13 protein-coding genes are annotated in these 11,407 nt (G+C 68.2%); 3 read left to right on the forward strand and 10 right to left on the reverse strand.

Annotation, left to right across the window (positions count from 1 at the left end; genetic code table 11):
* Window positions 1-91 precede the first annotated feature (91 nt).
* The gene (locus tag ACFWY5_RS13085) at window positions 92-1,141 is read left to right on the forward strand and encodes a hypothetical protein (protein WP_379631874.1); all 1,050 of its coding nucleotides are present in this window, start codon (window positions 92-94) and stop codon (window positions 1,139-1,141) included.
* 875 nt (window positions 1,142-2,016) lie between these two features.
* On the opposite strand, the gene ACFWY5_RS13090 is transcribed toward ACFWY5_RS13085, so the two are convergent.
* The 5 genes from ACFWY5_RS13090 to ACFWY5_RS13110 form a co-directional block, all read right to left on the reverse strand.
* The gene (locus tag ACFWY5_RS13090) at window positions 2,017-2,358 is read right to left on the reverse strand and encodes an STAS domain-containing protein (RefSeq protein ID WP_379615778.1); all 342 of its coding nucleotides are present in this window, start codon (window positions 2,356-2,358) and stop codon (window positions 2,017-2,019) included.
* A 248-nt stretch (window positions 2,359-2,606) separates the two neighbouring features.
* On the reverse strand, window positions 2,607-3,014 hold the full coding sequence (locus ACFWY5_RS13095; RefSeq protein ID WP_379631901.1) for a DUF6000 family protein: 408 nt from the start codon (window positions 3,012-3,014) through the stop codon (window positions 2,607-2,609).
* A gap of 106 nt (window positions 3,015-3,120) precedes the next feature.
* Window positions 3,121-3,708, reverse strand: a complete 588-nt coding sequence (locus ACFWY5_RS13100) for a hypothetical protein (protein ID WP_379631876.1) — start codon at window positions 3,706-3,708, stop codon at window positions 3,121-3,123.
* 71 nt (window positions 3,709-3,779) lie between these two features.
* Complete coding sequence (locus ACFWY5_RS13105) at window positions 3,780-4,328, reverse strand: hypothetical protein (protein ID WP_379631878.1); 549 nt, start codon at window positions 4,326-4,328, stop codon at window positions 3,780-3,782.
* A gap of 264 nt (window positions 4,329-4,592) precedes the next feature.
* Window positions 4,593-4,955 (reverse strand): hypothetical protein, encoded by a 363-nt coding sequence (locus ACFWY5_RS13110; RefSeq protein WP_379631879.1) that lies wholly within the window; start codon window positions 4,953-4,955, stop codon window positions 4,593-4,595.
* A gap of 56 nt (window positions 4,956-5,011) precedes the next feature.
* On the opposite strand from ACFWY5_RS13110, the gene ACFWY5_RS13115 reads away from it, so the two are divergent.
* Entirely contained in the window at window positions 5,012-5,971 is a 960-nt protein-coding gene (locus tag ACFWY5_RS13115) for an NAD-dependent epimerase/dehydratase family protein (RefSeq protein ID WP_379631881.1), read from the forward strand.
* 43 nt (window positions 5,972-6,014) lie between these two features.
* On the opposite strand, the gene ACFWY5_RS13120 is transcribed toward ACFWY5_RS13115, so the two are convergent.
* The gene (locus tag ACFWY5_RS13120) at window positions 6,015-6,905 is read right to left on the reverse strand and encodes a M23 family metallopeptidase (protein WP_379615790.1); all 891 of its coding nucleotides are present in this window, start codon (window positions 6,903-6,905) and stop codon (window positions 6,015-6,017) included.
* 219 nt (window positions 6,906-7,124) lie between these two features.
* On the opposite strand from ACFWY5_RS13120, the gene ACFWY5_RS13125 reads away from it, so the two are divergent.
* Window positions 7,125-8,333, forward strand: a complete 1,209-nt coding sequence (locus ACFWY5_RS13125; protein WP_379631883.1) for a cytochrome P450 — start codon at window positions 7,125-7,127, stop codon at window positions 8,331-8,333.
* Here the strand turns inward: ACFWY5_RS13125 and ACFWY5_RS13130 are convergent.
* The 4 genes from ACFWY5_RS13130 to ACFWY5_RS13145 all read right to left on the reverse strand — a co-directional run.
* Window positions 8,300-9,517, reverse strand: coding sequence for a cytochrome P450 (locus tag ACFWY5_RS13130; protein ID WP_379631903.1), 1,218 nt, complete (start codon window positions 9,515-9,517; stop codon window positions 8,300-8,302). The two genes, ACFWY5_RS13125 and ACFWY5_RS13130, sit on opposite strands and share 34 nt — an antisense overlap.
* Window positions 9,517-10,242: a hypothetical protein gene (locus ACFWY5_RS13135; protein WP_379615794.1), complete on the reverse strand. Its 726-nt coding sequence runs from the start codon at window positions 10,240-10,242 to the stop codon at window positions 9,517-9,519. The genes ACFWY5_RS13130 and ACFWY5_RS13135 overlap by 1 nt, the downstream gene beginning before the upstream one ends.
* A 38-nt stretch (window positions 10,243-10,280) precedes the next feature.
* Entirely contained in the window at window positions 10,281-10,934 is a 654-nt protein-coding gene (locus ACFWY5_RS13140) for a response regulator (protein WP_379631885.1), read from the reverse strand.
* Window positions 10,931-11,407: hypothetical protein (locus ACFWY5_RS13145; RefSeq protein WP_379631887.1), on the reverse strand; the 477-nt coding region annotated here is incomplete at its 5' end. The genes ACFWY5_RS13140 and ACFWY5_RS13145, both read right to left, overlap by 4 nt.

An 11,407-nucleotide genomic window follows, 5' to 3' on the forward strand; every position in this document is an offset into this window, starting at 1 on the left:
TCGATAAAGACTTCCCTGTACGGCCGTGGGCGTTTACGATCTTCATGCTGCTTCACCTAGGCCATCACCGATGGGAACGGGGAAGATCGACATGAGACGCAAGTTGCTCGCCTGCGGTTTCGCGTTAGGCCTGCTCACCACCGCCGCCCCTGCCGCGCTCGCGCAAGCGGCCGACGTGGTGTCGGCCCCGCTCGTCTTCGGAGTGCCGGCGGCCCAGCAGGCCGTGGCGTATTGGCTGGCCGACGGGGGCGCCAAGCTCAAAACTGCCACTCCCCTCGGCCAGCCGTACGACATCAGTGGAGAACGCGTCTCCGACCCCATCGTGCCGTCCGGCAAACCCATCCAGTTCAGCCCCATGGCCCCGCTGGCGGAGGACGAACCACCTCAGACCGCGGGCAAGGTGTACTTCGTCGGCGGCGACCACCAGCCGCACTGGTGTTCGGGCGTCTCCGTCTACAGCAAGTACCGCAACCTCGTCGCCACATCCGCGCACTGTGTGTACGACATGGTGAGCGCGCCCGCCACGAACTACCACTGGGTCTTCATCCCAGGCCCCGCCACCGACGGCACGGCCCCGTTCGGCATCTATGCCGGCAAACAGGTGTTCACTCACTACGACTTCACCCAATACCACGACCCCGACCGCGATGTCGCCTTCGTCAACGTCTACAGCGGTGTCGTCCCCGCCGACGACGGCACGCTGACCACCAACGGCCATCTGGGGGAGATCGTCGGCATGCAGGGCCTGGCCTACAACCGGACGATCAACGAGACGACCGCCCCTGCGGCGGACCTCTTCGGCTACCCCGCCGGCCCCCACCCCGACGGGACCCGGCCCTACACCGGCCAGAGTCTCGAACGCTCCGCCGGGCAGGTGTCCGCGACGAACCTGTCCAGCCCGTCCGCCGACCAGCTGGTCGGCGTGGAGTCCCCGTTCACCGGTGAGGGCTCGCTCGGCTCCGCCTGGCTGCAGGACTATCAGGACGATCAGGGCCTCGGCTACCTCAACGGCATCACCGTGGGAGTCTCCGACACCGACAGCGACGGCCGCTACGACACGGGGGTCTCCCCGTACTTCGACACAGGGCTGTTCAGCGTCTACCGCGCCGCGGCCTCCTACTGGACCGGCCGCATCACCTGAAGCACTCGGCCGCGCGTTCAGCGAGCAGGCGTACTGCCAGCCATCGACAGACGTCCTTCTACGACCACATCACGCAACGCTCCGTTGACCTCGGGGTCGAACAGAACCTGGACGTCATCCCACAACAGGTCGGGCACAGCATTCATCATCCCTTGAGAACTTGCCTTCGGGGAGCCTGATCATCTCGTCCACCATCGACTAAGCGTCGCCAGTCAGCCGCGCGTCATCCCCGAAGTGGGGACGACGCCGCTGCCGCCACCATGGCAAGTCAGGTGAGGCACGGGGATCCGGCGACGTTCGGACGAGGAAGCTTCTGTCGATGGGAAGCACCAGGCCGTAGAGATACGGCCTGGCCCAGCGGGGCAGCGCTACGAGTATCCGTTCGAGGTCTCCACGCGGATCTTCCCAAGAGCATCCATCGCATGGGCACGTTGGCGGGAGTTCGGTGGTGGTGCCGGGGCTTACGTCCCGCGTCCAGGTGAGAAGCGCAGTTGCCACCTCACCAGGCCTCAGGATGGTGTGTTCCAGGGCAATCACCGCGGCCATGGGTCGGCGCGTGAGACCGGGAACCTGGTGGATGGAGGGTCTGTGGGTTCCGCATGGCAACCTTCCCGAGCGGACCTCGGAGGGGCGCCTACGCGGCATGACCCTTTCTGGTCGATGTCATGGCATCGATGATCTCACGTTGAGGCCGATCTCCAGGTTCGGTCTGCAGCTGAACGGGGCCACGACAGGATCACGATGCTTCTCAAGCGGCATAAGGCTGAGAAGCGGTGGTCGCAGGCGATGGGAGTGCCGAGCGGGGTGGCTGTCCCGCTCGGAGTTCGAGCGGGACAGCCGTGCGCAATTCGGAGCGTGTTAACGCACAGTCGTGCCTAGCGCTGGCTGCCGAAGGCGGCTACGGCATCTTCTGTCGTGTCGTACAACACGAAAGGGAGTGCTGCCTCGTGGAAACGTTCGGCCAAGTCGGGTGGTGCGGCGGCGATGACCAGCCATCCAGCCTCGGACCAGGCCTGCTTTCCGGCGGCGATGAGGGCGCTAACTGTCGTCTCATCCCAGTCCGTCATTTCGGCCACGTCCAGCACCACGCATGCGGGAGTAGGGAGCAGGTCCATCACCTCTCGGAGCCGCATCGCCGGCTCGGTTTCCGTGCCGAACGTGCCGACGAGTCGCAGGACGGTGCAAGTGTCGTGATCCACCCGCTGGACATCAGACATCGATAACTGCCTTCCGCTCGGCCGTCTTTCGCTTCATTGTGCCGTCGGCGGGGCCTCGCTGCTTCCTGAACGATCGATGGCGTCGAGGACTTACGCGGGCCGACGCCCGCAGAATCGGCTGAATAACTCAGGTTTGGGAGGTCATGTCCTGGACGTCGCAGTCGTGAATGAGTGGTACTGGTATGGCGACCATGACACAAACTGGCCCTAGGGATCTAAAAGGCGTTTATCCGGTACGGCGTTCGCCGCTATGTTTTGCGGCGGCCGGCTGCCCACTCAGGGAGTTTGCTGGACATGGCGGCGGTGGCGAAGGCGCAGCGTTCGTCCATGTCGGCTTTGCATTCGGCTGGATCCATGTCGCGCCATGTCGACTGAGACCACAGGCCGTTCGGGGTCAGGTATGGAGCTGCGTGGCGGGCGTCCAGGTGTAGGAGTGCGCCGAGGGCGTCGTTCTGGTCGTAATGGCAGTCGAGGCGGGGCAGGTAATAGTCCAGGTAGGCGGTCAGGATTTCCGTGTCTCGGGGTTCGGCGAAGCGGGCCAGTGCGAAGCAGTAGCCGCTGCCGGCGTAGACGAGTTCGCTTTCCAGGAGTAGGCGGCCCAGGTACTCGCGGAACTGGGTTCGGGGGTCCAGGCCGATCAGCCAGGCCGCTGTCAGGCGCGCTGTGGCGCGTGGACATTATCCAGAAGCGTTGTCCACAGGGTGTGGAAAGTGCCTGTTGTTTGGACACGCTGCCGCTCCCGGGGGCGGCAGGTGGCTGGGCTCAAGGCAGGTCGAAGTGCTCGATGGTGCGTGCCGCCACTGCTTCAGGCGATAGGGCGGTGTTGTCGATGCTTAGGTAGTCCGCCCGGTGGTCGAACTCGCCGTTTGAGTTGAGGCGGTACTGGGCGTCGGCGTCCAATAGGAGCTGTCTTGATTGGGTGAGGTCGCGTTTGGAGGGCTTTTCGGCAAGGCGGAGTTCTCCTTGGTTTCGCTCCAGGCGCACTTCCTGGGTTGCGGAGAGTTCCAGGTGGAGAATTCGGCTGCCGTTGTTGCGGAACGGGGTGGTGTAACCGTCCAGTTCGGCTTGGCCCTCCGGGACGTCGAATGCGCAGACGTAGGTGAAGATCAGGCCGGGTAGGGAACTCGCGGCCACCTCCTCGAATATTCGCCTGCGGAACTCTCCGACCAGTCTGCCGAAGGGCTCGGTGCCGAAATCGAAGAATCGCAGCACCGGCTCGATCGACAGATGATTGTGGAACAGCTTGTAGCCGGTTCGTTTCGCGATTTCCTCGCCGACCGTCATCTTGCCGACCGCGGGTGGACCGACAATGCACAACAGGGTGGGGCTGTTCGATTCGATATCTCTCACCGTGACACGGTAGACAGGACGTCCGGGATTCAGCAACGGCTTTCCGCACCGCCCACAGATGCCATCTATGGTTAGTCGATCCAGTGGAACCAGGCGTCGAACACCCTGTACGGCGGGTCGCCGAGGAATGTCTCCACCCGGAGTCGCGGGTCCAGAGGCAGGGCGAGTGTCTGGGAGTCGAGCAAGGCGATGCCGTGCTGATCGAGGATATGGCGGAGCTCCCGGCATTCCTCTTTCCATCCCGGGACGTCGCAATCCGCGACCCGCCCCAGCTGAGGCATTTCACGGAAGCTCGAAGACCTGATTCCAGGCTCGAAGAGCGCTGCGAAAGGAGCGAGCCGGCACAGTGCCAGGCCCAGCCCCTCGATATCCGGACCGGCCCGCCTGGCCACGAACACATCGACGTAGGACGCGTATCCGGAGCCGTAATTCCGGAACTCCGCGTGGGGAACTCTCACGTGAGGAAGCCGGCCGATATCGGCGACGACCCTCCGGAGAAATCCCTCGACGGCGGCTACTCCACCGCCCCAGGCTCCTGCCGTGCATGCCGGCTCATCCTTCACGGCCTTTTGGAGGGCTGCCAGATCGGCCGGTTCTGTACTCACGAAGCGGATGCCCATTCTCGCGTCCACGGCCAAAGGCACGGTCTCCGGTGCTGTCCAGCTTCCTCGGCGTCGTGCCCGATCGCCTACCGCTCGGCGTACCGAGCCGTACCCACGCGGGAAGGAGCGGCGCAATGCCGAAGACCGTACCCATGAATGTTAGCCCCGGGTCTCAACCCAGACGCCGATCGTGATCCGGGTGAAGGAGACGGATCCCCCGGGGCCGGCCTCTGGGGAGAAGTGTCGCTGGACGACGTGGATGCGGTGTTCGATGTATCCAGATCAGGCAGGGCAGATGTACTTCTTGATCGCGTTGTTGATGCCCTTGCCCTTCGCCGCCCCGAACCCCTTCGGGTGGCCCGGGGAGGTGAAGCGCTTGTCCACCTGGATGAGCGCGTCCATCTTCACCTTCGGCCACTGCTGAAGCCACGGGCACTGGTTACGCCCACGGTCCACGGCCTTCTGCTCGTCGCCGTGCACGATGTCCCGGTCGATCGTGTCCAGCGCGCGGATGTAGCCGGCCCACGCCTCCGGGCCCGGAGCCGGCGGGATACGAACGTCTTGAGAAGCGCGGGGAGAAGCCGGGGCACCGGCGCAACCTGAGATGAACGCCGCGATGGCGATCGTGGCAACGGCTAGGCGCATGGAAGGCTCCTTAAGCGGGGGCGTTCCATCCTCGCAGCTTGGTAACGTCGCCGACCATGCGGATCCTTGTTCTTGGCGGCACGTCCTTCATCGGCCGCGCCATCGTGGAGGACGCCCTGCGGACGGGCGCCGAGGTGAGCCTGTTCGGCAGGGGGAGGACGGGGCCGGAGTTGTTCCCGTCGGCGATCCGGTACCGAGGAGACCGGGACGTCGGCGACTACGCGGCGCTGCGCGACGGTGCCTGGGACGCGGTGGTGGACGTCAGCTGCTACCTCCCACGCCACGTGGAGCAGGCGATGGCGACGCTGGAAGATCGGGTGGGCCGGTATCTGTTCATCTCCAGCCATGCCGTCTACCAGCGCACGGGCGTGGGACCCGGCTCGGATGAGGACACTCCGAGAAGGCCGCCGTTGCGCGACGCCGAGGAGATCGACGACGACACCTACGGCCCGCTCAAGGTCGCGTGCGAGGACGCCGTCGTGGCCAGGTACGGCTCGCGGTCCACGATCGTGCGACCGGGCAAGGTGGCCGGGCCGTACGACCCGTCGGACATGTTCACTTATTGGGTACGGCGGGCCGCACAAGGCGGCCGGGTGGCGCTCCCCGCGGACCCCGAGCAGCCGATCCAGATCGTCGACTCGCGCGACCTGGCCCGCCTGGTGGTGCGGTTGCTCGCCGACGAGCGTCCCGGCGCGTTCCACGCGGTGGGACCGGCCGAGCCGGCCACGCTCGGCGGGCTCATCGAGACCTGCGCGCGGGTGGCGGGCAGGTCGGTGGAGATCGTGCCGGTTCCGCCCGAGTCGGTGCCGCCGTTCTTCCCCCTCGTCCGCCCGAACTGGCCCTCGCAGCAACGCAACCCCGCGAAGGCCCGAGCGGCGGGCCTGCCCGCGACCCCGCTGGAGACGACGGCGGCCGACGTCCTGGCGTGGGATCGCGAGCGCGGCGAGCCGCCGCTGCGCAGCGGATTCACGGCGGCCGAGGAACAGGCCGTACTGGCAGCGGCCACTCCCCGGTGACCCGGACAGTGACCGCCAAAAGCCAAAACCACTCTGGAGCAGGTCAGCCGCAGTGTTCGAACGGGCTGGTGTACGCGCTGCTGCCCACCGAGCCGCCCCACCTGACGCACTGCTTGGCCGCGTTCGACCGGACCGGACCGGCGTAGTAGCCGTAGTTACCCGAGTCGGCGGCGCGGCTCTCGCCCTGCGGTTCGAGGAAGGCCGAGACCGCCGACGCCGTGCCGAGGTTCGTCGACTTCATGGTCACGACGCAGTTGTTGCCGTTGCCCGCGTTGTAGAGCAGGTAGGTACGGCCGCCGGTGAGCGCGGCGGAGTCGATGACCGCGTAGCCGCTGCCGCAGGCCTTCTCGGGCGTGTACGGGTTGGTCGGGTTGCCGCCACCGCCGCAGCCGTTGGTGCTGCTGATGGGCCTGCGCTGGCCCAGCGACACGGTCACGCCCTCCACGGTCGGGCTGGTGTCCATCGCACCGCCGGAGGTCCGCTGCTCGTAGTGGAGGTGCGGGCCCTTGGAGCCGCCGGTCGAGCCGACCGCGCCGATGACGGTGCCCTGGCCGACGCTCATCGAGCCCCCGGCGCCCCGGACCATGCTCGACAGGTGCGCGTACCGGGTTCTGCTGCCGTCACTGTGGCGGATTTCAACCCACTTTCCGTAACTGGAGCCGCCCGCGTCGCGGAAGTACGCGGTTCCGGCGGCGGTGGCGCGCACGGTTTCACCGTTGATGTCGTCGCCGTTGTGGTTCTGCCAGTCGATGGAGCCCACGGGGTTGTGGTTCGGGGTCCAGTTATTCGCGCTGAAGGTCTTACCGCAGTTGAACGGGCTCTTGTGGGACACGGCCAGGACACTCGCGTCCTGTGCCGAGGCAACCTGGGGGATCGTCGCGACGGCGAGCGCGCATAACGCGGTCACGGTCGCGGACTTGAGGAGCTTCGGCATGCTCACCTCTCTGAAGGCGCATTTCGGGGGGTGCGGTCCCCCGATATAGATCATGAAGATAGTGGCGAAGGTTGTCTTCATTCAATCTTTGTCGAATGAAATTTTGCGGCTCTTAATCTTGGTGTCGTACGCCATAAACACCTGGAGAGATTGACCAGCTACGGACGGTCTCGTACGTTCCATTCAGCGCGTTGGACGTATCGCCAGGAGGCGACCTCAATGGAACAGTCCAGCACCACATGGCCCTGGCCGGACCTGCCGCCCGGCCCTCTCGGCTCACCCTCGCCCGACCTGCCCCGCCGGCACGCCGAGGCTCCGCTGGAGCCGACGACGATGCCCAGCGGCGACAAGATCGTGATGGCCGTCCGGTACGAAGACGTCCGCACCCTGCTGACCTCGCCTTCGTGCAGCCGGAACCTACGGACCCCCGGCCTGCCCAGGATGGTCAGCGGCACCAGCGTGGACGACGACCCCGCCGCCCTCATCAACCAGGACCCGCCGGAGCACACCCGGTACCGGCGCATCATGCAGGGCACGTTCACGCCCCGGCACATCGAACGCTGGCGGCCGCGCGCCGCGGCCATCGCGAACGAGCTGCTCGACCGGGCGGGCACGGACTTCGACGTGGTGACCGACTTCGCGCTGCCGCTGCCCGCCCGGGTGATCTGCGAGATGCTCGGCGTCCCGATGGACCGCTTCGAGCAGTTCCGCGGCTGGACCGAGACGTTCCTGTCCACCTCCGACGCCGGCGCCGAGGCCAGGGCGGCGGAGTTCGGCGCGTTCCTTGACTACGCCCGCGAGCTCATCGCCGCCCACCGGGCCGAGCCCGGCGACGATCTGCTCGACCTGCTCATCGAGGCCCGCGACGAGGGCGACCGGCTGAGCGAGGACGAGCTGACCAACATGGTGTTCACGCTGATCCTGGCCGGGCACGAGACCACCGCCTCGATCATCATCAGGGGCGTGTTCCGCCTGCTGAGCCATCCTGAGCAATACGGGCAACTGGTGGCGTACCCCGGACTGCTGGGACCCGCGGTGGAGGAGATCCTCCGCTACGAGGGGTCGGGCGGCAACGGGCTCCTGCGGGTGGTGACCAGGGACGTCGAACTGTCCGGCGGGGTCGTGCCCGGCGGTTCCGTCGTGCTGCCCAACCCGTCGGCCGCCAACCACGACCCGTCCGTGTACGCCGATCCCGGCCGGTTCGACATCCGGCGCTTCGCCGCGTCTCCGCCCCAGCCGCACCTGTCCTTCGGGCATGGGACGCATTACTGCCTGGGCGCGAACCTGGCCCGGATGGAGCTCCAGGAGGCCTTCCGCGCGCTGTCCGGGCGGCTGCCCGGGTTGCGGGCGCGGGAGGACCTGGCCTCGATCCGATGGAGCTCCGACGGGCTGATCTACCGGCCGCTGCGGCTGGAGGTGAGCGCCTGAGCGGGTGGGCCCAGATCCACCCATAGGGAACGCAGCCCCCGGAGGCGGTCGCTCCGCATCCAGACGGGAGGGCGTCCGGGGGCTCGGGAGAAGGCGGGGAAACGGGCCAGCAGCGCGGTGAAGGCGATCTCCGCCTCCATCCTGGCCAGCGGCGCGCCGAGGCAGTGGTGGATGCCGTGGCCGAACCCCAGGTGACCGGAGGCGGGGCGCCTGACGTCGAGCGCGCCGGCCTCGGTGAAACGGGCCGGATCCCGGTTGGCGGCCAGCAAGGACACATGGACGACCTCGCCGGCCGGGATCTTGACGCCGCCGTAGGACACCGGCGCGGTCGTCACCCGGAGGCTCGCCTGACCGACCGGGCCGTCGAAGCGCAGGAACTCCTCGACCGCACCCGGGACCAGGGACGGGTCCCCGCGTAGCGCGGCAAGCTGGTCAGGATGGTCGAACAGGGCGTTCAGGGCGTTGCAGATCAGGTTGACGGTGGTCTCGTACCCGGCGACGAGCAGCAGGAACGCCGTGGCGATCAGCTCCCGCTCGGTGAGGGCGTCGCCCTCGTCGCGCGCCTGGACCAGCGTCGACAGCATGTCCTCGCCCGGGTCGGCCCGCTTGGCGGCGACCAGCGCCGACAGGAACCCGACCATCGCGGCGGTCGCCGCCGCCTTCTCCTCGGCGGGCGCGTGGCCGATGAGCGTGTCGGTCCAGGCCTCGAAGTCGCCGCGTTCACCGGGGACGACGCCGAGGATCTCGCAGATCACCGTGATCGGCAGGGGCCCGGCGAACCGGGCCATGAGGTCGACCACGCCGCCGTCGCGGGCGAGGCCGTCCAGGAGCGATTCGGTGATCTCGGCGATCCGGGGGCGGAGCGCGTCGATCGCCTTCGGGCTGAACGCCTTGGCCGCCAGCCGGCGGAGCCTGGTGTGGTCGGGCGGATCGCAATTGATCATGCTCTGCGTGAGCCACTGGCCGCTGATCATCGGACGGGCGCCGTGCCGGGCGAGCGCGGCCTCGACGTTCGCGTTGGCCTTGGACAGCGCGGGATCGGCCAGCGCGGCCCGCCCCTCGGCATAGCCGGTGATGAGCCAGCCGGGGGTGCCGCCCGGCGCCTGATCCATCCAGAGCACCGGGGATTCGCCGCGCCAGGCGATGTAGTGGGAGTGCGGATCGTCGTAGAAGCCGTCGTCCATCACGGCAGGACCTTGGTGGTCAGGGGGGCCTTGAAGGGCAGGACGAAGAGGGGACCGGTGACCACCGCCTGCTCGCTGCCCGGTCCGAAGGGGAGGTCGGCGATCTGGCGGCAGGTTCCCCGGTCCTCGATTCCGAAGATCGGGCGGCCGTCGCGGCCGATGTTGAAGCGGCCGGTCAGGGAGATGCGATCGCGGACCTTTCCTCGCTCGTCCACGAAGAAGCCGTGGATGGGCGCGGTCGCGGAGAAACCACGCCGGCCCTGGACCTCCTGGACGAGGTCGGAGATCAGGAAGCGCAGCGTGCGGCCTTCCGCGTCGGTGACGGTGCCCTCCAGTTCGCCCAGGAACGGGGTGAAGAGGCCGGGGGCGGCCGTGGCGAAGCCGTCCGGGTACGGCTGGGGCCGCTTGGCGAGCTGCGAGATCCGCCACATGCGTTTGAAGGTGCCGGTCCGGATGGTGTACGTGCCGTGGTCGCACACGAACGGGCGCAGCGTGCGACCGGTCAGGTCGATGGTCTCGCGGACGATCGGATTGCCGGTGCCGGGGTCGCCGAACCGGTCCTCGTCCACGCGTACCGACAGTCTGTGGGGGGTGAGTTTCAGGACGAAGCCGGGGCCCACGGCCTTCACCTGGTGGGCGTTCTCCTTGATGGTCAACCCAGGGGCGCCCGGCTGAGCGGGGAGCGCCAGTGCAGTGAGCAGGGTGACGGTGATCCGTAAGACCATGGGGTCCTCCCTCGCGACCGCGCGATCACCTCAGCGTACTAGTCGCCGCCCGGCAGGACGAGGCCGTTGTCGTAGGCGAAGATCGTGGCGTGCAGGCGGTCGCGGACGCCGAGCTTGGCCAGGATGGCGGCGACGTGGTCCTTGACGGTGGCGGCGCTGATGCCGAGCTTCGCGCCGATCTCGGCGTTGCTGTGGCCTCTGGCCACCTCTGCGAGGACGTCGTTCTCCCGGGGGGTCAGTGCGGCGAGCGCCTCGGAACGGCTGGGCTGGCGGTGGCGGGCGAACTGCTGGATCAGGCGGCCCGTGACGGCGGGGTCGAGGAACGACTGGCCGGTGGCGGTCAGCCTGACGACCTCGATGACCCGGCCGGGCTCGGCGTCCTTCAGCAGGAACCCGCAGGCGCCGGCGCGCAGGGCGGAGTAGACGTATTCGTCGAGGCCGAACGTGGTCAGGACGACGACGCGGGAGCCGGGCAGCGCGGTGGTGATCGTCCGGGTGGCGGCCAGGCCGTCGGTGCCGGGCATCTTGATGTCCATCAGGATGACGTCGGGACGCAGGTCTTCGGCCAGGGCGATCGCGGCGGCGCCGTCGGCGGCCTGGGCCACGACAGTGATGTCGGATTCGGCGGACAGGACTGCCGCGATGCCGGCGCGTACCATCGCGTGGTCGTCGGCGAGCAGGACGCTGATCATGCCGGCAGCCAGACGCGGACCCGGGCGCCCCTGGCGGACACGGCGCCGCCGGCCGCTTCCGCGACCGCGCGCAGGTGACGGGTGGCGCGGCCGGCCGGGGCGGACAGTTCCACGCCTTCCGGCAGGTAGGTGACGGTGAGCGGGGCGTCGTGGCCGAGGAGTTCGCGGGCGGCCCAGAACGCCGTCGCCTCGACCGCGCCGTGCATCTGACGCCGTTCGCCGACGCTGGTGACGAGCACGCCATGCCGTACGGCGAGGGCGTCGATGCCGGCCAGGCACGGCGGCGGATCGTCGGCGGCGGGACGGCGGAGTTCGCCGAGCAGGTCCCGAAGCGCGTCGAGCGCGGCCCGCGACCGCGCGGCCACGACGGGCAGGTCGTCACCCGCGGCCACGAGCGCTTCGGCGTGCCGCAGCGCGGTCGCGCGCAGCCGGGCGGCGAGGCGGGCACGCTCGGCCAGCGCCGCCCGCTCGGC

The sequence above is a fragment of the Nonomuraea sp. NPDC059007 genome (assembly GCF_042740555.1).
GTDB lineage: Bacteria > Actinomycetota > Actinomycetes > Streptosporangiales > Streptosporangiaceae > Nonomuraea.